Origin of the sequence: Bradyrhizobium sp. UBA2491 (assembly GCF_002341725.1) — a bacterium.
Classification (GTDB): Bacteria; Pseudomonadota; Alphaproteobacteria; order Rhizobiales; family Xanthobacteraceae; genus Bradyrhizobium.
The window spans coordinates 115,542-136,518 of sequence record NZ_DDOP01000079.1 but is presented as its reverse complement, the minus strand read 5'-3'; the positions used below and the strand labels follow the sequence as shown (position 1 = coordinate 136,518).

Here is a 20,977-nt window from a genome sequence, read left to right as displayed (position 1 = left end):
CCCTCTCCCTCCATAACCAATGATGAAATCATTCGACCGCGGACTTACGCCGCGGATCTCTGAATAGCTGCGCGGCTGACCGCCGCGAATTTGCACAATGTGTTCTCGATGATCTCGCGCGGGATGCCGCGCACGATGAAGACGAGCCGCGAGCGCCGGTCGGCCGACGGCCAGCCCTGCAACGTGATCGGCGGATGGAACACGTGCTGCACGCCATGCACCACGACAGGTGCATCCGGCGCGTCGGCGACATGCACGATCGCCTTGAAGCGCAGCAGGTCTTCGCCCTTCAGCGCCGCGACATAGTCGAGCCAGCGCGCGAACGCTTCGCGCTCGATCGGCTGGTCGATGATCAGGCTGTAGGACGATACACCCGCGTCGTGCGCATGGTGGCTGTGGTGGCCGCAATCATCGCCGTCGCAATGGTGCTCCGCATGATCGTGCGGCGCATTCGCCGCTTGCGACGCCAGGTCGAACCAGCGCACCACGTCGGCGGAGCGGGCCGCCGGATCGAACAGCCCGGCATCGAGCACCTTTGCCGGATCGACCATCCCGTCCCACACGCGATGACGCACCGCGACCGGATTGATCGCGGCAAGACGCGCCTCGAGCCGCGCCAGCGCGTCGTCGGCGGCCAGATCGGTCTTGGTCACCAGCAGCCGGTCAGCGACCGCGATCTGCCTGACGGCCTCGTCATGGGCTGCAAGGGTGTGCGCGCCATTGACGGCATCGACGGTCGCGACCACGCCGTCGATCCGGTAGCGGCCGACGACATCGGGCGCCGTCATCAGCGTATGCAGTACCGGCACCGGATCGGCGAGCCCGGTGGTCTCGACCAGCACACGGTGGAACGGCGGCATCGTGCCGGCGGAGCGACGCGCGGCGAGATCGGCCAGCGTCTCGATCAGATCCTCGCGTACCGAGCAGCAGATGCAGCCATTGTCGAGCAGCGCCAGCCGGTCCTCGCTGCTCTCGACCAGCAGATGATCCAACGCCACCTCGCCGAACTCGTTGATGATGGCGACAACGCCATTGAGCTCCTTCTGGCGCAGCAGATGGTTCAGCACCGTGGTCTTGCCGCTGCCGAGGAAGCCGGTCAGCACCGTGACCGGGATCTGGTCCACAGTCATCATCATGCACCCCGCTCGTAGACCTTGCGGCCTTCGAAGAAGGTCATCTCGACCCGCGTATCGGCCAGTTGGTCCGACGGGATGTCGAAGATCATCTGGTCAAGCACGATCAGATCGGCCGACTTGCCGACCTCGATCGAGCCGATCGACTGGCCGAGGCCGGCCGCGCGCGCGGCGTCGATGGTGTAGATGTCGATCACGGTGGCGAGATCGAGCGCCTGCTCCGCCCACAGCGACTTGCCGGGAAAGTCCCCCGTCGGGTTTTGCCGTGTCACCATGCCCTCGATGCCCTGCCAGGGATCGGGGATCGGGATGACAGGCCAGTCCGAACCGCCCGCCATCAACGCGCCGGCCTCCTTGAGGTCCTTGTTCGGCCAGAAGCGCTGCGCGCGCTCCTCACCCATCGCGGCCTTGTGCGCCTCGAGGAAGATGGTCGGATACCAGATGATCGGCGACAGATCGGCGGCAACGCCGAGCTCGGCGAAGCGCTTGATGTCGTCGGGCGCGATGTAGCTCGCATGCGCGATCTGGTGCACCAGATCGGTCGCCCCGTTGAAGCTGCGCACCACGTCGATGGCATCGAGTGCCTGCGTCACCGCGGCATCGCCAGCGCAATGGATCTTGGCGGCAAGGCCGAGCTTCTCGCATCGTCCGAGCCAGCGGATCAGGTCCGGCACCGTCAGCATGGTCGCGCCGCGGAAGCAGCAGCCACGCACGGGATCGGCCAGATAAGGCTCGTGGAAGGCGGCGGTCTTGGCACCCGGCACGCCGTCGAGGAATACCTTGACATAATCAGGCTTCACATGGGCGCCGCGATACTGCTCGCGCAGCGCAAACAGCTCCTCGCCGGCCTTGCCGAACATGAAGCCCGGTTCGACCACCGGCATCGCACAGACCGCCCAGGCGGTGAGCTCGCCCCGATCGTCGAGCCCCTTCAGCGCGGCCATGATCGGCTGCATGCTGGCAGCATCGATGAAGGCGGTGACACCGTAGGTGTTGAGCACCGAGATCGAGCGCGCCACCGCGGCGCGGTCCATCTCCGCTGTGTAGTGACCGGACGCCGCCAGCGCCCGCTCCACCAGCCCCGAGGCGGCCTCGATCATGATCCCAGTCAGCGTCCCGGTCTTGAGGTCACGGCCGATCTCGCCGTCGGTCGGGTCGTCGGAATCGGCCTGCACGCCGGCGAGCCGCAGCGCCGCCGAGCTTGCCCAGCGGTTGTGATAGGTGTCGTCGCGCAACACGACCGGATGACCGAGGCATGCCGCATCGAGCAGCGCGCAGGACTCCGCGGTGTTCATCTCGTTCAGCAGATTGTTGCCGAACTGGCCACCGACGATCCAGGCGCCCGGCGCAGCCGCCGACGCCGCCTTGTGCAGGGTCTCGGCAATCCTTGGAATGCTGTCGGCGTTGGAGAAGCGCAGTTCGTAGAGATCGGCCTGCCCGCCCATCATGATGTGATTGTGGATGTCGACGATCCCCGGCATCGCCATCCGGCCGCCGAGATCGACGGTCGCCGTCGCCTCGCCGATCAGCGACGCGACGTCGCGCTCCTCGCCCACGGCGACGAACCGGCCGCCCTTGATCGCCGCGCATGTCGCCCAGGGCTGGCCACGGTTCGAGGTGTAGATCCGGCCGTTGCGGAAGACCGTGTCGGCGAATGTCCTGCTCATGCGGATCAACTTCTCGATTGGAAATACCTGGAGCGATCAGCCTTTCGCCGTGCGGTGCACAACGCCGAACCGCGCACGACGCCAGCGTGACGCCAAAGGTTCGGCATGTCGGCATCGGGAACAATCCACCATCCGGTGGATGCTCCCGCCGCCTCCCTGCAAGCGCAGGACTATTGCGTATTGCCTGCCCCCGCAGGGGCGCACTTCCAAAATATCGAAAACAACCCCATGCAAAGCAGCCGGCGGCGTGCCGGCACCCGGTACGCGACTTGACACGTCTGGCAAATCGGTGATACTATTCTATTAATCCGAATTCTGCGTCGCGCGTTAGAATCCCAGCGCCAGCCCGTCCTTGCGGTGGTCGGAGGCTCCGAACAGCACGCCCCTCGCATGATCGATGCGGATTGCCTGGCAGCCGCCGATCGGCTCCTCCGAGAAGCGCGCATCATGGCCGCGGGCGCGAAGGTCGTCGCGCACATCAGGCGAAATCGTCGTCTCCAGCGACAGCACGCCATCGAAGGCAAAGGAGCGCGGCGCTTCCGCCGCCGCCGGGATATCCATCTTCATGTCGAAGATGTTCGACAGTAGGTTAGCGTGTCCCGCAGCCTGATAGTGCCCACCCATCACCCCGAACGACATCACAGTCTTGCCATCCTTGCGCAGCAGCCCGGGGATGATGGTGTGCATCGGCCGCTTGCGCGGCCCGAGCGAATTCGGGTGTCCAGGCCTGGCACGGAAGCTCCACCCGCGGTTGTGCAACAGGATGCCCGATTTCGGCGCATAGATGCCGCTGCCGAACGGATAGAACAGCGAGTTGATCAGCGACACCGCATTGAGGTCGCGGTCGACCACCGTGACATAGACGGTGTCGCGGTGCTCGATGTCGTCCCAGATGGCGGGCGCCGAGGCGCTGTTCATGTCGATCTTGCTGCGGATCCTTCCGATGTAGCCATCGGCAAGGAAAGCGGCAGGATCGACGGCGCCGGTGGCGGGATCGCAGAAGAAGGCGTCGCGCGCGCGGTAAGCGGCCTTGGTCGCCTCAGCCAGCAGATGGATGCGATCGGCCTGTGCGAGCGCGCCGACGTCGAAGCCTGCGAGCGTGCGCAGGATCATCAGCGCGGCGAGGCCCTGCCCGTTCGGCGGGCACTCGACCACGTCGTGGTCATGGTAATGCGCCGAGATCGGCTGCACGTAATCGGAGGTCTGCACGGCGAAATCCTCGCTGCTGTGTGCCCCGCCGAGGCCGCGCAGGATATCGACCATCTCGTCGGCGGCCTCGCCCACATAGAACGCCTCGCGCCCGTGTTGCGCGATCCGGCGCAAGGTACGGCCGAGCGCAGGTTGCGAGCGTACATCGCCAATGTCGGGCGTCTTTCCGCCGGGAAGGAACTGCGCGGCCGCATTGCCGTCGATCTCGATCCGCGCCCGGAAGCGGCGCCAATCCTCGGCGACCCGCGGCGTGACACAGAAGCCCTGCTCGGCGGCCGAGATCGCCGGCCGGAAGATCTCCTCCAACGACTTGCTGCCGTGATCGGCGACCAGCCTGCACCAGGCATCGATCGCGCCCGGCACGGTCACCGCCTCGGGCGCGGTCGGCGGAATGTCGCGGGCGTCGCTTGCGGAGAATTTCCCGGCGTCGGTGCCGGCAGGCGTGCGGCCGGAGCCGTTCAGCGCGATCGGTGCGCCGGCCTTCGGCGAATACAGCGCGAAGCAGTCGCCGCCGATCCCGGTCATCTGCGGCTCGACCACGCCCTGCACCGCGACCGCCGCCACCGCGGCATCGACGGCATTGCCACCGGCTTTCAGCATCTCGACCGCGGCGAGCGTCGCCTGCGGGTGCGAGGTCGCCGCCATGCCACGTTCCGCAACCGCCACCGAACGGCCGATGACCATGAAATCACGCATCTCGCTTCCTCAGATGTTGTGAGCGGCAGCCGCTCGCCAACATTGTCGAAAACGACACCGGTCCTCGCGGAACTCTCGGCTTGCGCGGGCGGCAGCAGCAATCCACCGTAAGGTGGATCAAGCGGACAAATCATGTCGCGAGAGTATGGGACCTGTGACTTAGAGGCCGCGCCACACACTCGGTGTCGTCCTGGCGAAAGCCAGGACCATCACCCCAAATAGCAATTGCGGTGCGACGCTGGAGCCACAACCCCGTTCACAATCAACGGCGGTGGCTATGGGTCCTGGCTTTCGCCAGGACGACGCCTGGAAGGCACCTAGAGCGCGACACGTTCGCCCTAGTGCGGGCGCGACATCATCGCCACGACGGCCGAGCGGGTCTCGACGCCGAGCTTCTCGAAGATGTGGATCAGGTGCGTCTTCACCGTTGCGAGCCCGATGTTCAGGCACTCGCCGATCTCGCGGTTGGTCCGGCCGCAGCACAACAGCTCGACGACTTCCATCTCGCGCGAGGTCAGGCCGTAGCGTGCCGGCTCGTCGGTGTTCGACAGGCGGCTGGTCAGGTTGAACTCGAGATAGTCGTGGATCTTCTCGGCGATGTGCATGGAGCCGTCGGGGATCGCACAGCCCGGCGCCCAGAGCACGCTCATTCCGGCGACGATCCGGTCGTTGCGGCGGAAGAAGAATTCGATCATGTCGGCGACGCCGCATTGGCCGGCGAAGGCACGGTAGGTCGCCGCCTCCTGGGTCGCGCACTGGCTGAGGGCGACGCTCAGCCGGGCGATCGGCCGGTTGCTCGCGGAGCGAGGATGCAGCGGATCGAGCCGGTTCATGCCGGCAAGATACTGGTCGTGGAAACTCGGCGGGACGTTGCTGGAGAGCACGAAGCGGTTCAGCGTCAGGCTGCCATCGACCTCGTAGAACGCGGTCGCAGACCCTTCGAGAATTCCTCGCGCGAACTGAATGGCCTGCGTGGTTGCCGGATCCGGTCGGCCCAGAAGCGCGATCATGACCTACCTCCCGATGTTTCCCGATGGCGAACGTCTGCGCGTCGCATGCCCGTCACGCTGGGGCAGACGCTGGGCATAGTCAAGCAAATTGCGGGCCAAGCCGGCGCAGCGCCCACGCCAGACGCGGTTACGCCGGGGTAACCCGACGGCCCCCTCCACCATCCGGTTGATTGCGAGCGGCGCGGCGCATGCGGAACTTTCAGACATCTTCCGATATCATTGCTGGATCAAGAATGAATTCGCGTCGCATCATGGCTGCCTTCCCCTCGGCCGCCGACCAACAAGTCACGCTCGCCAACTGGCGTCAGCATCCGTTCAGCGAGTGGGGATTTCGTAACGTCCGCGAGCTGCTGCCGACCGCAAACATCGCACGCGCCCAGACGCCGGCGCCGCTGTCCTTTGCACAGCGCCATCTCGACGACATCGGCTTCGCCGACCCGCACGGAAAGACGATCGGCGTCGGTCAGGCGCTGCGCGCCAGCCATACCGACGGCATCGTGGTGTCGCATCGCGGACAGGTCGTGTTCGAATGGTATGCGCACGGCCTGACGCCGGACACGCCGCACCTCATCTTCTCCGTCAGCAAGTCGGTCGCCGGAACGCTTGGCGGCATCCTGGCCGATCGCAGCATGCTCGATCCCGACGCGCCGGTGACGCGCTACATCCCCGAGATGGAAGGATCGGTCTATGGCGGCGCCTGCACGGTGCGGCATCTGCTCGACATGAGCGTGGGCATCCGGTTCGACGAGGACTACATGTCGCGCGACGGCGACGTCATGAACTACCGCCGCTCGACCGGTTGGGAGCCGCCGGATCCAACCATTCCGCCGACCAATTTGCGCGACTATCTGCGCACCCTGCGGCCAAACGGCGCGCCGCACGGCGAGACCTTCCACTACGTCTCGACCAACACCGACGTGCTCGGCTGGGTCTATGAGCGTGCCTGCGGCATGTCCTACGCGAAGATCCTCACGCAATATCTGTGGCAGCCGATGGGCGCCGAGCACGACGCCTACATCACGGTCGATTCCCGCGGTGCCGCGCGCGTCGCCGGCGGCATCTGCGCGACGCTGCGTGACCTCGCCCGGTTCGGCGAGATGATGCGCAACCACGGCATCAGCAACGGACGCCAGGTGGTGCCGGGCTGGTGGGTCGACGACATCAGGCAGAACGGCAATGCGGAGGCGTGGTCGCGCGGCGACCTGACCAAGGTGTTCCCGAACGGCAATTACCGCAACAAATGGTACACGCTCGACCGGCGCGAGACTCCGTTTGCGGCCGTCGGCATCCATGGCCAATGGATCTACATCGATCCGACGCACGAGACGGTGATCGCGCGCGTCTCCTCGCAGCCGCTGCCGATGGATCTCGATCTCGATCATATGTGGATGCGCGGCTATCGCGCGATCGCGGCCAGGCTCGCGGGCGAGGCCTGAGCCGGTTGCGACAGGGGGACATCATGGGACCATCGATCAACCGCCGCCGCCTGTTGCAGGTTGGCGCCGGCGCGAGCCTCGGCCTTGCGGTGCCAAGTCTTGCGATGCCAGGCATCGCGCGGGCCAGCACGAAGACCATCACGGCCGTCATGCACGCGCCGCTGCGTGCCACCGATCCGATCATGACGACGGCGTGGACCGCCCGCAACCACGGCTACATGATCTACGACACGCTGTTCTCGACCAATTCGAAATTCGAGATCAAGCCGCAGATGGTCGAGGCCTGGGAGGCCTCCGCCGACAGCCTTACCTACACATTCCGGCTGCGGCCCGGCCTCAAATTCCACGACGGCAGCGCTGTGACCTCGGCCGACGTGATCCCTTCGCTGCAACGCTGGGCAAAACGCGATTCGATGGGCCAGAAGCTGTTCGAATTCGTCGCCGAGCTGAAGCCGGTCGATGAACGAACCTTCCGCATGGTGCTGAAGGAGCCATGCGGCTTCGTGCTGGCGGCACTCGGCAAGCCGACCGCCAACGTGCCGTTCATCGTACCGGCGCGGATTGCCGCGACGGCCGCCGACCAGGCCATCACGGACCACGTCGGCTCCGGGCCGTTCCGCTTCGTCACCTCGGAATTCCAGCCCGGCGTGAAGGCGGCTTACGAGAGAAACCCTGACTACGTCTCGCGCGACGAGCCATCGGACGGCACCGGCGGCGGCAAGGTCGTGAAGATCGGCCGCTACGAATGGATCAGCGTGCCGGACTTCCAGATCGCGACCAACGCGCTGATCAACGACGAGATCGACTATTTCGAGGTGCCGCCACACGACCATCATCCGTTACTGGCGCGGGCCTCGAATGTCGAGTTGACCGATTACAACACGCTGGGCTTCTCCGGCATGTGCCGGATGAACTGGCTGGTGCCGCCGTTCGACCGGCCGGAAATCCGCCAGGCCGTGCTGCACGCGGTGAACCAGAAGGACTGGCTCGACACCCAGATCGGCAACCCCGACTACTACAAGATCACCCCGGCGATCTTCATCGCCGGCACGCCGTTCGAGAGCACGATCGGCTGGTCGACCAGGGCCGACACCGCGAAGGCCAGGGAGCTGCTCAAGCAGGGCGGCTACAAGGGCGAGCCAATCACGATCCTGCACGCGACCGACGCCCCGATCATCACCGCGCTCGGCACGGTCACCGCCGAGGCGCTGCGTTCGATCGGCATGAACGTCAACCTGCTGGCGATGGATTGGGGATCGGTGGTGGCACGGCGCGCCAAGCAATCGATGCCAGCCGAGGGCGGCTGGTCGCTTTACCATTCGACCTGGGCCAGCGCGGACCTGATCAATCCGATCGGCAATGCCTGCGTCAACGGCAAGGGCAAGAATGGCGGCTTCTTCGGCTGGGTCGAGGATGCCGAGCTGGAGCGGCTGCGCGACGGCTTTTCCCGCGCCGCGGCGCCGACGGACCAGAAGGCGCTCGCCGACAAGATCCAGGCGCGCGCCTATGAGGTGGTGACCCACGTCCCGACCGGGCAGTACAACCAGCCGGCGGCGACGCGGAAGGTGCTGAAGGACATCGTCCGCGCGCCGGTGCCGCTGTTCTGGAACGTCGACAAGACCGGCTGATGGCGCGCTGCCACGCTCCACGTGAGCACGATTCTCTCTGAGAGCCGGTTAGCACCTGTCCGGATCATGCTTCAGTTCACAACCTGACGGCGTTCTTCCGGCGTCAGCTTCTTCATCTGCTCCGCGCTCAATTGGCCGTCGCCGATCAACTGGAACGCGCTGTTCGGGTCGTACTGGCTCTGCTTGTCGTTGCCGCGCCGCTTCGGCTCCTCGCTGCCATCACCGCCGCCATAGCCGAGCACTTCGACGATGATCACGGATGGCTGGTCATTGGTGCGCGGCGGCGGCGCGGCCGCCTGCTGGGCCGCGGCGCCGGCGGTGTTCGATGCTTCGCTCAACGCGCCGATGTTGGGCGCCTGGACCACCGGCACGCCGATCACGCCGCCTTGTGCCTGGATGTTGGCGGCGTTGACGATATGCAGCGCCGCGATGTTGACGAAACTCGACGCGCGGATGCCGGCTTCGCCCGCATCGACGGTGCCGAGCGGCGCGATCAGATCGACCGTCCCGCGCGGCACTTCCGGGATCGGTTGCAAGGTTGCGATGCCAGCGCCGCTCGACGGCACCACCGGCGATATCGTGACATTGCCGTAGCTGTCATAGGCGCGCTTCGGCGGCGTATAGATCACGGTGGTCTTGGCTCCGCGGCCGGCGTTGATATCGCCCTCCGCCGACCAGATCATGATGTTGCCGCCGAACGTCGTCATGATGCGCGACAGGCCCATCAACACGCTGTTCTGCGAATAGATCTGGATGTTGCCCGCGCCTTGCGTGATCAGGCCCGCGTCGGCGCCCGGCACCAATCCTTCGGTGCCGATCGTGACGCCGCCGCCGGGGGTCAGGAACTGGATGTCGCCGCCGAAATCGGTGTGCACGAAGCCGCTTTGAATCTTGTAGTTCGCCGCGCCCGGCGTGCCGGATGCCGCGGTGAAGATCGTGATGTCGCCGCGATAGGCGTCATCATGCGGGAACAGCGCCGCGATCGCCTCGCGGCCGCGCAGATAGGAACCGGTGCGCGGACCACCGACCTCGTTGTACTCGCGGCCACCTGCGGTCAATTCGGCATAGTAGACCTGCCGCAGGAAGATGCGCTGCTGCTCGCCCGGAAGCGCCAGGAAGTAACCGAGCGCATCGGCCTTGGCGCCGGCATAGCCGAAGCGTTGCGTAAGCCAGTCGTAGAGCTCGTCCCCATAGGTCTTGGCGACCTTGCCGGGCTGGTCGGCGAGCGGCCCGGCGCCGGCGAGATTGTTCGGATCGAGATACAGCCTGGCAAAGGCTGACCAATCCACCTGCCCGACGCCAACCTCGCCCGCGCCAACGCCGGCCTGCATGACGACGCCCGCGCCAGGGCGGCTGTCCCCTGCCGCGAGAGCTCCGATGCTTTCGACCGTGGCCGTGGACCCCTGATAGATGTTCCTGCCCGCCGTGATTTCGAGCGTGCCCGGCCCGGCGATCGCCCATCCTTGCTTCGCCGCAAGTTGGAGCCCTGGCCAACCGGCATAGATGATGCTGCCGCCCGCCGCGATGGTCGACACGTCGTTTTGATCGCTGTGCAGGATCAGGCCCATCGTATCGACGATGTCACCGCCCGCCAGCATCCGCAGCGGCCTGGCCGCCTGATACGACACGATATTGATGGTGGTACCGGCAACGATCTGTTTGTTTGTCAGGATCTCGCCATAGGTGATGCCCGTGATATCGCCGTTCACTGCATAGATGCGCGACGGATCGCTTTGGGCCGGTACGGCCCTGTCCTTTACCGTGTTTGCGTCGAAGACGAAGGGCTGTCCGCCGTCCGCGTAAGTGTAGACGTTCTGCGCACCGTTGACCTGGTCGGTTATCGCCTTGGGGTCGCCCCAATAGTTGGAGTTGGTCACATTCATTCCATCGGTCAAGGTTGCCCAGCCCGGCTTGAACGGTGTCGCCAGACCCGACGTCGGAGTCGTCAGAAGGCCGGTCTCCTGCATGTTGCCGAAGATCGATCCTTGCGCGAGAACCTCGAACGAGCCGCTCGATGACGGCAGCAGGAATCCTCCGCCGAGGCCGTAGATACTTCCGTTCGCGGCGACCGCATGCACGATCGACGGCAGGAAGTGGGAGGAACGCGGGCCGCTGCCCGGCGAGAGCGAACCACCGGCCGCGAACATGTCGAGCGCGGTGGTCCCGGTCCATAGCGAGAACCAGCTCGCGGCGGAGCCGCCATTGTCCACGGCGGTCAAGCCGGTGACACCGACACGGCCGGGATCGAGAATCGTTCCCACAGCGAGATCGCCGCGCGCGCGGATGTCGATCACGCTGTCGCCCGGCGCGAAGTCTCCGCCCGCGAGCGTCGTCATCGAATACGGCGTCAACGGATTGATCGGCCGCGGATCCGAGCCGCCGTCGTTACGGACGTTCGACGCGGTCAGGCTGCCGAAGTCTCCCGTTGCGATATCCGTGCGTCCGCGCAGATTGACGAACTGATTGCCGCCGGTGCCGATATCGCCGGCCTTCACCGACAGCGAACCGCCGCCGGTCTGCGCGAGGCTGCCATCGGCCATCACACGGCCGCTGCCGCCGACGGCGATGACCACGCCACGGCCTGCATCGCCCACCGTGCCTCCCGCTTGCACCGTCACATTGCCGCCGCCAAGCGCGCCGAGGCCGGAGAACGCGGACAGTCCCAACGACAACCTGCTTGGATCCTGGATCTGATCGACCGTATAGCTGCCGAAATTGATGCCCCAGGCGGTCCGCTGATCGATCTCCGAACCACCCTGGCGCCACAGCCAGGATCCGATCGCGGTAGTTCTGCCCAGCAGTGCACCCCTGACATCACCTTGCGCGACCAGAACGAAATCGCCGCCATGCTCGGGGTAGTACATCCGCTCCGCGCCGAGCGTCGCCTGATAGTTGGCGTTCGCCGAACCCAGCATCGCGCCATCGGGCAATCTGCCCCGATCGAGGTTATAGGGATCGTTGGCCGCGGTCCCGGTCTCCTTGATGGCGGTGCCGGCGGTATAGACCCCGAATGCGGACTGCTGGTCGTAACTGCCGCCAGCGAGAATCTCGAGGTCGCCCGTTCCGGTGCGCACGACGCTGACGCCTGGCGTCGTCGGCTTGTTGATGGTGACGCTGAAGGGATCGTTCAGCACCACGTTGCCGGAACCGGCCAGCGCGTCGGCCGTCTGCAACGTGCGGCCGTCGGCACTCGCAAGGTCGGCGCCGCCGACCAGCCGCATCGACCAGGACTGCATCCCCGGTGCGAGCATCGGTGCGATCGCCCAGATCTGGCGATCGCCCGGTCCGGTCAACATGCTGACGACCGTTCCCTGCGGCAACACGAATCCAACCGGAAGATCGACGTCTTGCCGGAACGTGTAGCCTCTGAACAGCGTCAAGTCGGTGTTGGGCGGAAGCTTCATCGGCACGAAGAAGATTCCCGATCCAAGGAGCCGGTTCGCGCCAGCACCGTCGAAATAGACACCGGCACTGATCTTGCTGCCGGCCGGCCAGGTCACCGTGCCCTCGAGCAGCTCGCCATCCCGGTAGAGCACGCTGCCGTCCGGACCGTAGATATTCCCGCCTCTCAGCGTCGGCTTGATGGTCAGGTTCAGGGTTATCTTGAACTGTTGTGACAATACGACATCGACAGGCAGCGGATGGTCGCTGCTGGGCGTGACGTTGATCCTGCGATCGAGCGCTGGGGCCGTGGCCGTGTACTCAAGCCACATGTTCACCTTGGCCGTTGCTGGAATCACCGACCCCGTACCGAGCGTCGTTCCACTGAGTTTGACGACGTAGCCACCGGCGCCCACCGTGGCGTTCTGCATCAGCGTTTCGACCGCGTCCGGCGACGCGGCTGGCGGTGCGAAGCCGTCGGTGATGCTGCCGTTGATCTTGAGATCGTGGGCGGCGCGGACGACGAGCACGCCCGGTTCGCCGGAGCCGCGCACCGCCGGATCGGCATTCGGCCCATAGCGATAGCCGGAGAGATCGAGATCGCCCTTCGTCGAGAGAGCCCCGTCTGACGCAATGGTGACGCCCGGCCGCAGATGGTAGGCTGAGCCATAGGCCGCGAGCCCGGCCAGGCGGTTCTGTAAGTCGGCGTTCTGGAGCGCCGCGTTGATGAACGCCGTGCTGTCGTCATTCAGGCCATCGAGATAGGCCTGGTCGATCGCACTACCGTCCGGAAGGTCGTAGGTGCGGAACCCGTTCATCGCGATGCTGCTCGCACCGCGAATATTGAGCGGGCCGCGCGCGTCGATCGCGATGTCGTTGGCGCCCGCACCGTCTCCGCCGGTGCCGCCGCGGCGCGGCGCGTTCAGCTCAAGTTTGCCGCGTGCCACGCCATCCGGTGAAGTCATGTCGATGGTCGCGCCTGCGGCCAGCGTCATGGTGCCGCGCGTGGTCGTGAGCTCGACATGTGCGGTGTTGTCGGCCTCGATCGGCGCCCCGTAGCTGTCGGTCTGCAACACATTGCCATGAACATCGAGCACGGCATTCGAGGTGAGCGTTAGGTCGTCGCGCGCAGACAGGCGGATGGTGCCGGGCTTCGCCCCGCTCGCATCGATCCTGCCATCGACCGTGAGGCTGCCCTGATCGACTGAGATCGTCACGGTGCGTGCGTTGACGCCGTCACCGATGACGAGACTGCCCTGCCGCAGATCGAAGCCGCGGGCGCTGAAGAAACCGCCATCGTTGAGCTTGGCATTCAGCGCGGCGAAATCGCCGAAATTCTGCGCCGCGACCGCGAACTGGCCGCTGTCGTAATCGCCGGTCGAAGATCCCTTGAGCGTTCCGGCGAACGAAACCTGGCCGTGCGCTGCGTCGATCGCCCTGGCCGTGATCGAACCCGCGGCATTGCTGACGGCCGAGACGTCGATCACCGAACCCGCATTCTGGATGATGTTGCCGCTCGCCGAGCTCAGGATGAGATCGCCGCCCCAGCTGGACTTGGTGACATCGAAGAAGGCAATGCTGCGGCCCGAGAGGTCGAGGGTCGCGTTTGCGCCGAGCACGATGTCGTGCGTCGCATTCAGCGTCAGCTTGCCGGAAGGCAAGGCAAATGCGGTATCGACAAGGACGCTGTCGCCGGTGAAGGAGAGCGTGCCGCCGAGATCCGTCACACCGCGTGTGTCGGCGGGAGCGGCCCCCGCTACCCCGACCAGGCGTATCGCTGCGCCGGCGCTGACATCGAGCTTGGACCCGTTGCTGGCCGTGATCAGCGGGGTAGCGATGGTGAGCGCGCCGCCCTGCAAGATGCCGCTGCCGTCCTGGCTGAGCCCGACCTTCAGCGTGCCATTGCTGTTCGATGTGATGCTTCTCGCCGCCGTCAGCGTGACGTCAGAGAAGCCAAGCGCCAGACGGCCCAGGGTGGCGCCATCGGTCGTCTTGCTCAGCGAGGCGTCATAGCCGAACAGGATTTCGCTGGCGTCGATGGCGAGATGCCCCGCTCCCGTGCCGGGTCCGCTGGGCAGCACAGCGCCAGGCGCCTGGTTGCCGTAGGGGCTCGTGGTCGTGCCGCTGCCGGTACGGATGCCGTTCCAGACCAGCGTGTCGGCGGTGATGCTGGCAGTGTCGCCCGCGGCGCCGAGACCGTAGATGGCCGGTGTATTGAGCACGAATTTGAGAGAATCGGAGGAAGCGCCGCCCTGGCGCGTGATGTCGAGGTCGACACTGCCGATCAGATTGAAGGCGCCGCTCGCCGTGATGATGAGCTGCTCGAGCGCGGGCGTGCCGGCGGTCGTCGACGGCCGTAGCAGCTTGTCGAGCACGCTCTGGGTGAGATTCCAGCCGGTCGGCAAATGGCCTGCGGCCTGCGCCGCGGCAAGCGCGGCCTCGGTGCCGACATTGACCTGCGCCTGCGTGACGTTGAGGTAGCGCGCGCCGAAATTGACGTCGCCCATCGTGAGTCCGCCCGGGGCAGCGAGCACCACACTGCCGTCGGTCAGCAGCGAGGCACCGCTCGCAATGCTGATCTTGCCGGGTCCAACGGCATCCAGGAACTGGAACCAGCCATTGGCCACCGCGAGCACAGCGGGACTCTGGTCGGGATTCGCCGACGTGTAAGGTCCGATGTTGGAATAGACGTAACCGAGCGTCGAATCGACGAGGCTATTGCCCAGTCCGCGCGTATCGACCGTCGCGCCGCTGGCTATGTTGATGGTGTTGCCTACCAGGAACACCTGGCCCGCGCTGACAATCGTTCCATCGAGCAGATTGACGGAAGCGGTCGAGCTTCCGTCAAAATAGATCTTGGCGCCGGCTCCGGGATTGTCATCGGTGAAGTATGCGCTCGTGCCGCCCAACAGAAGCGTCGGCGCCTTGAAGGCATTGATATCGGCGCTCGAGATCGACACATGCCCCGCGATGGGCGTAACACCTGGCGCCGTGATGTCGAGCACGGCAGGCCCTGTCGTGGTGAACGACGGTCGGATGATCAGCGTGCCGTCAATGCCGCCTTTGGCGCCATCGAACAGTGCGGCGCCTGCGAAGGACAGCGGATTGCTGCCGTCGGACGACGGACGAAGGGTGATGTCGAGCACCTTGCCGTCCTCCGGCAAGCGAGGCCGGAAGCCGCCGAAGGTGGCGGCCTGCGCTCGCTCGAAGTCAGCATAGCTGGTCTCGTTGTACTGCGAATAGAGCCGTGCGGTCTGGCCGGACGTGAGGATCACGCGCGTCGGCAGCGCGTCCAGGATTCCAGTGTTGGCAACTCCGAGATAGCCCGATGTGACGACCGAACCGTTACCCGCCGTCACAGCCGGCGTCACGGTCGTTCCGGTCACGCCGAACTCGACCCGGTAGCCGCCAGGCACCAGCGCATAGCTCGAGGGCAGCAGCGTATAGGTGCCCGCCGGTACTCCCGGCACACCGGAGGGAAGCGTGATTTGCTGGCCGATCACCGGATCGCCGGCACCGTTGGTTGCGATCACCGGCGCGTATTTGTCCGCCGAACCAGGTACGATCGCATAGACCTTGTTGCCGGCAGCGCTATAGCTGTTGACCGGATTGGCGTTGACCAGCGCCGTCTTCAGCACATCGACCGAGCCGCCGCGGCCGGAGACGAAACCCGCGCCCGTGAGCGTGCCGCCGCCGGTCAGATCGATCACGGCCCCGACCTCGCCTATGAACGACGTGGCATTGATCGAAACGCCGCTGGCGATCTTTACGCTGCTTGTATGATCGTCATAGGACGCACTTGCAAGATTGTGCAGCGTGCCGTCCGCGCCTTGATAGGTGATGCTGTCCGAAGTGCCGCCAAATGGCATGATCAGGCCGGCCGCGCTCGCGGAGGTGATGCTGCCGCTGCGGAACGTGATGTTCGATTGGGCCAGGGTGTTGGCGAGCGATTGATAGTTGTTGAACCAGACACGGCCGAGCGGCGCCCGAACGACGCCGCCCTGATCGATGTTGGCGGCAATAAAGACGAGATCACCGAAGACCGATGCCGGGACCGCCGGCGTCTCGTCGTCATTGCGGCGGATGACGAGACGAGCATCGGAATCATAGACGCTGTTGTTCCCGCCTGGACGATTCCCGACCTTGATGATCGCGACGGCGCCGCTCAAGGGATAGATCTGGTCCGCGGTCAGCGCGAGATTCTCGACATCGAGCCCGCCATTGCCGAAGCGTATGTCGCCGCTGCTTTGCAACGTGACCTGATGAAAGCCACGGGCATCGAACGCAACGCTGATAGGCCGCCCAAGATCGACGGATCCACTGCCTTGTTTGCCGGTGGCACCGAACTGGACGTTGCCGTAGACGTCGACGAGGTCGCCTGCCACCGTGAAACTTCCGCCATCGGCCGGATTGCGGACATGAAGGTCGTTGATGCCGGGCGAATACCCGATCTGCGCCTGCGCCTTGGCCGCGTCGTAAACGCCATCCAGACGGACATAGGGCGCGGACAGGCGGATCGTGCTGTTTGGTGCGTCGGGCGCCGCGGCGATCACGCCGCTGGACAGGTGAAGGCTGCGCGACAGGCTGAGATCGACATTGCCGTCGAAGACGAGAAGATCGCGCGTGTACAGCGAAAGCGAACCGAAGCTGCCCTTCTCGACCTGGTCGACGCCGATCACCGTCCGCCCGAATTTCAGGGCCGGATCGGCCTCGCCGGGCGACAGATCGGCGCTCAAGCCGCTGCCCGGCGCGTACTGCACCAGCGTGATATCGCGCGACCGCTGGAATGCCTCGGGCAGATTGCCCGTGGCATAGGGCGCATTCGCGTTTGGCTGCCCGACGGCATAGCCGCGGCTCGACATGGTCAGATTCAGCGTGCCGCCGGAAGCGCCACTGCCGCCGGAAGCGGCGCGCAAGGTGCCGTCGAGCGCCATCCCGAAACTGGAATAGAGCGAGATCGCCCCGCCATCGCTCGCGGCGAGGGTCGGCACATAGCGATTGCCGTTGAGGACGTCGACGAGCGCGGCAGTCCCCGACGCATCGATCAGCGCGCCCGGGCGAACGATCACGAAGGCATCGCTGACCACGGGATAGCCGTCTGAATCGAGCGCCCCCGTGCCGCCGATCCGGATCGTGCCGCCATCCGGCACCGCCGCGTAGGACACCCCGCGCGCGTCGAGCGACACTGCATCACGCGCCGAGACATCGAGCACCGCGTCGTCGCCGATCCAGAACGAACGCGTCAGGCTGAATTCGCCATAGCCCATGTTGTACCGGTTGTCGCCGGGGGCGTCTTGCAGGCTCGTGATCAGGATGTTGCCGGCGGGTGCCGTGATCGTGCCGTCGATCACCGTTTGGCGATTGGCGTAGATCGAAACCGAGCGGCCCGGATCGACATTGATGGACGCGCCCTTCGCCAGCGTGAAATCGTGCAGGCTCGAGAACGTCACGTCGGCGCCGACACGCTGCGTGGCGCTGTACTTGAAGGGGTCGATCGTGAACCTGGGCGGCGTCCAGAGTTCCGCGGCATCTGCGACAGGGCTCCCGGTGGGCGCGGTGAAGCTGCCCTCGGTGAAACGATAGACCGGCACCGCGGCGTCCACGCGCGTGCCCTCGCCGATCTGGATGCCGGTGTTGCTGCTGATGTTGTAGGCCGTAAAGCCGGACTGGAAGATCGCGGGATCGAGCACCAGCGCATCGGCCACGGCTTCGCCGATCGCGATCTCCTGGCCCGCGTTCAAGGTCAACGTGCCGCCACCGGCAAAACCATAACCGCGAATCGTGCCATCGAGGATCAGCGGATTGGTGAAGAACTGCGTCCAGGCCAGATGCGAATAGTCATTGGCGATGAGGCTGACATTGCCGCCCTTGCCGCCGATCGTCTTGCCGGTCGACAGGATCGCGCCACCCGAGGACACATCGATGAGCGACCCGCTGGCGAGCGTGATGCCGCCGGTCGTCGACACGGTGAAGTTGCCGCCATCCAGATGCGCCTGACCGGAAGTATCGGCTCCGGTCAGTCCGTTGCTCCACAACCCGCTGAGATCAACGATGACCTTCTCGCCGATCGTGACCTGCGCCTTGCCGTTGGCGTCATTCAGCGCCCACCATTGCTCGTTCTGCCCCTGACCGAGCAACGCATGCATGAGATTGGTCAACGTCACGCTGCCGCCATGCGCCGTGACGTTTGCGTCGAGCTCGAGATGCGGCGCCGCGAAGGTCACCTGCGCGCCCGGGGCAAGCTCGAGCGGCGCATCGACCACGATCTGCTTGCTGCTCGCAACGTTGAGCCCACCCAGCTTGGCGGCATTGAGTGCGTCCGAATTGAACAGCGCCGTCCCGATCCGGTCGTCGGGCAACGCCGACGAGGCATTCAGCGTGTCGGTGATCCCGGCCGTTCGGCCGAACACGACCCGCGCGTCGGATGCGGCGGTGAGGCCGATTCCCGAATAGCCGCCGAGCGCGAGCTTGCCCTGGAGCGGCGCGACATTCTGAGACAGCTTGTAGCCGTCGGCGATGCCGTCCGGCCGCTCCGTGGTCTGGCGTGAACCGGTGACGACATCCGCGAGGATGTCCGCTTCGAACACCGCCGTCGGCGTCGACAGCACCAGAGACCCGGCGTCGCGACCGATGGTGTAGCCGTCCTCCCAGCGGCTCGTCAGCCGGCCCTTGCCGAACGGATTGGCCCAGACTTCGGTCAGATTCGGCGCAACCTTGCCGCCGAGCTTGTGCTCGCGGATGAATCCGGCGCCAAGACCGTAATACGTCGTATCGGCGCGTGCCTGCCCGATGCTGTAGAGGCGGCCGTCCGCGCCCAGCAGATTGGAGGTGAGGACATAACCGCCCTGATAGCTGAGCGAGCCGCCGGAGACGTCGAACACCGCCCCTTTCTGCGCGACGACCTCCGGCCCGGCCAGCGTGACGGTGCCGCCGACCGCGGCCCATTCGCCGATCCGGTGAGCGCTGTTGGCGAGATAGCCGGAGACCTCGAGCAGGCCGCCCGGCGTATAGTAGCGGTCGGTCGCATAGCCACCGCTGCCTGCCGGCACCAACACCAGGTCGCGCGCGTCGATCCAGATATCCGCGTTCTTCAGGTAGTCCGCATCACGGTTGCCGGGCGAGTCGCGCAGCTCATTGCCTTGCACGTTGATCAGCAGGTTGTTGGACGACATCGGCAGCAGCACGCCGCGCACGCCCGAGACGTCGATGACCGATCCGCTCTCGGCGAAGACGCGATGGCTGGCGCTGACCGCCACCTGGCCACCTTGCGCCTGCGTGATCGAGCTGTCCTTGAAGGTGACGGTGCCGCCGCTGACGATCTCGATCCGTCCCTGGTCGAGCCGGTCGGACAGCTGCGAAAGGTTGTCGAACTGGGCGTTGGCAACCGGAGCATGGGTGAACGCCGTGGAATCGGCGACCAACTGGCTGCGCTGGCTGTCGAGCGCGGTCTCGCTGCTGTCGAGCTCGGGCAGGATCGTGGTCAGGCTGCCGCTGCCGAGCGTGATGCTGCCGGCCGCATCGGAAGCTGCGTTCAACAGGTGGATCGTGCCGCGGGTGTTGACCGAGCTGGTGGCGACCAGCACCCCGTCCTGGGCGATGCTGCGGCCCGCCAGCGTGATGTCGCCCTGCTGGGCGAAGATCAGGCCGGAATTGCCGACCGCCGCGATCGCATCGCGCACGATCGGCGAGATTTCGTTGCCGCGCGTGGTCGAGGCCTGGTTGGCGTCGGTGCTGTAACCCGGCCGCAGCAGAAAGTCGTTACCGGCGGCAAGTTGCACCTGGCCCCGCGGCGCGCTGATCGAGCCGGCATTGCTGACCTCGGTGCCCATCAGCAGGACGAAGCCGCCGCCCTGCGTCACCGACGACGGCGCGTTGGTCGAGATCAGCGCACCGGCCTCGACCCTGACGGCACCGCGCGCGCCGGTGAAGCTCGGCACGTATTGGCCGCCGGCCTGCTGCGCGTAGATGCCGTTGGTGAGGAACTGGGTATCGGTGATGCCAGCGCTCGAGGCGATCAGCGAGCCGACATTCACCTGGCTCGCGCCGCCGAAGATGATGCCGTTCTGGTTGATCACATAGACCGAGCCGTCGGCCTTAATATTGCCGAGGATCTGGCTCGGCGCCGTGCTGCCGGCCACGCGGTTGAGCGCGACCCAATTGGCATTGCCTTGCTGGTCGAAGGTCAGCGTGGTGCGTGCGCCGACGTTGAACGAATTCCAGTTGAGGATCGCCTGCGCCCGGGTTTGCCGGATGCCGACCTGGGTCTGGCCTGTGGCATCGATCGCCTGCGTCGGCGCGTTCGCGCCCTGCCATCCCTGCGCCGCCTGCAGTCCGCCGGGCGCAAGGCCGTTGGGGACCGCGACCTGCGGCAGCGTCACCGAACGCTGCGAGGCCTGCGCCGCGCTGCGCGCTGCATTCTGCAAGCCCTGCATCGCCTGGATGGCGCGCGTCGCCCGCGTCATCGCATCCTGGCCCTGCTTGGCGGCGGCCGCCGCATCCTGCGCCGTCGATTGCGACGCAGCCATCGCCGCGGCCGATGGTGAGGCTGTCCAGGCCGACCCAAACGGACGCGCGGTCACCGGCGCGTTGGCAAGCAATGCCGCAACGCTGACGCTGCCGAACAACGCAGCGCGAATGGTGGCGCGGGAGAGAGAGCTGGAGAAGCGGGGAACCATGGGATCGCTTTCTTGCGCGGGAGCCATATGCAGCCGAGTCTTCGTGTCGGCGCCGGCACCGAGACCCTCGCGGCTGTGACGATCCCGACTAGGGCGACCCGCACGCTGGACCCGAACTTTTTTCGCAAGCCCCGCGCGGCGC

The 20,977-nt window shown here is 65.8% G+C and carries 7 protein-coding genes; 2 read left to right on the top strand and 5 right to left on the bottom strand.

The annotated features are described in order from the left end of the window. Positions 1 to 44 precede the first annotated feature (44 nt). The 4 genes from B2W55_RS27290 to B2W55_RS27275 form a co-directional block, all read right to left on the bottom strand. On the bottom strand, positions 45 to 1,136 hold the full coding sequence (locus tag B2W55_RS27290; protein ID WP_029878874.1) for a CobW family GTP-binding protein: 1,092 nt from the start codon (positions 1,134 to 1,136) through the stop codon (positions 45 to 47). Further along, entirely contained in the window at positions 1,133 to 2,800 is a 1,668-nt protein-coding gene (locus B2W55_RS27285; RefSeq protein WP_024579771.1) for an amidohydrolase, read from the bottom strand. Before B2W55_RS27285 ends, B2W55_RS27290 begins: the two co-directional genes overlap by 4 nt. Before the next feature lie 327 nt (positions 2,801 to 3,127). Beyond that, a complete protein-coding gene (locus B2W55_RS27280; protein ID WP_024579770.1) occupies positions 3,128 to 4,705 on the bottom strand; it encodes a gamma-glutamyltransferase family protein in 1,578 nt (525 codons plus the stop codon). Between the two features lie 338 nt (positions 4,706 to 5,043). Beyond that, positions 5,044 to 5,715, bottom strand: coding sequence for a helix-turn-helix transcriptional regulator (locus B2W55_RS27275; protein WP_024579769.1), 672 nt, complete (start codon positions 5,713 to 5,715; stop codon positions 5,044 to 5,046). Positions 5,716 to 5,948: 233 nt separating this feature from the next. On the opposite strand from B2W55_RS27275, the gene B2W55_RS27270 reads away from it, so the two are divergent. Both B2W55_RS27270 and B2W55_RS27265 read left to right on the top strand, forming a co-directional pair. Continuing rightward, positions 5,949 to 7,151 (top strand): serine hydrolase domain-containing protein, encoded by a 1,203-nt coding sequence (locus B2W55_RS27270; RefSeq protein ID WP_024579768.1) that lies wholly within the window; start codon positions 5,949 to 5,951, stop codon positions 7,149 to 7,151. A gap of 23 nt (positions 7,152 to 7,174) precedes the next feature. Beyond that, entirely contained in the window at positions 7,175 to 8,779 is a 1,605-nt protein-coding gene (locus B2W55_RS27265) for an ABC transporter substrate-binding protein (RefSeq protein ID WP_024579767.1), read from the top strand. A 71-nt stretch (positions 8,780 to 8,850) separates the two neighbouring features. On the opposite strand, the gene B2W55_RS27260 is transcribed toward B2W55_RS27265, so the two are convergent. Beyond that, the gene (locus B2W55_RS27260) at positions 8,851 to 20,835 is read right to left on the bottom strand and encodes a filamentous haemagglutinin family protein (protein ID WP_029878873.1); all 11,985 of its coding nucleotides are present in this window, start codon (positions 20,833 to 20,835) and stop codon (positions 8,851 to 8,853) included. Between the last annotated feature and the right edge of the window lie 142 nt (positions 20,836 to 20,977).

Bases quoted from the DNA above. Each gene is read 5' to 3' on its own strand.
- B2W55_RS27290 (WP_029878874.1), bottom strand. From the start codon at position 1,136: ATGATGATGACTGTGGACCAGATCCCGGTCACGGTGCTGACCGGCTTC.
- B2W55_RS27270 (WP_024579768.1), top strand. From the start codon at position 5,949: ATGAATTCGCGTCGCATCATGGCTGCCTTCCCCTCGGCCGCCGACCAA.
- B2W55_RS27285 (WP_024579771.1), bottom strand. From the start codon at position 2,800: ATGAGCAGGACATTCGCCGACACGGTCTTCCGCAACGGCCGGATCTAC.
- B2W55_RS27265 (WP_024579767.1), top strand. From the start codon at position 7,175: ATGGGACCATCGATCAACCGCCGCCGCCTGTTGCAGGTTGGCGCCGGC.
- B2W55_RS27280 (WP_024579770.1), bottom strand. From the start codon at position 4,705: ATGCGTGATTTCATGGTCATCGGCCGTTCGGTGGCGGTTGCGGAACGT.
- B2W55_RS27275 (WP_024579769.1), bottom strand. From the start codon at position 5,715: ATGATCGCGCTTCTGGGCCGACCGGATCCGGCAACCACGCAGGCCATT.
- B2W55_RS27260 (WP_029878873.1), bottom strand. From the start codon at position 20,835: ATGGTTCCCCGCTTCTCCAGCTCTCTCTCCCGCGCCACCATTCGCGCT.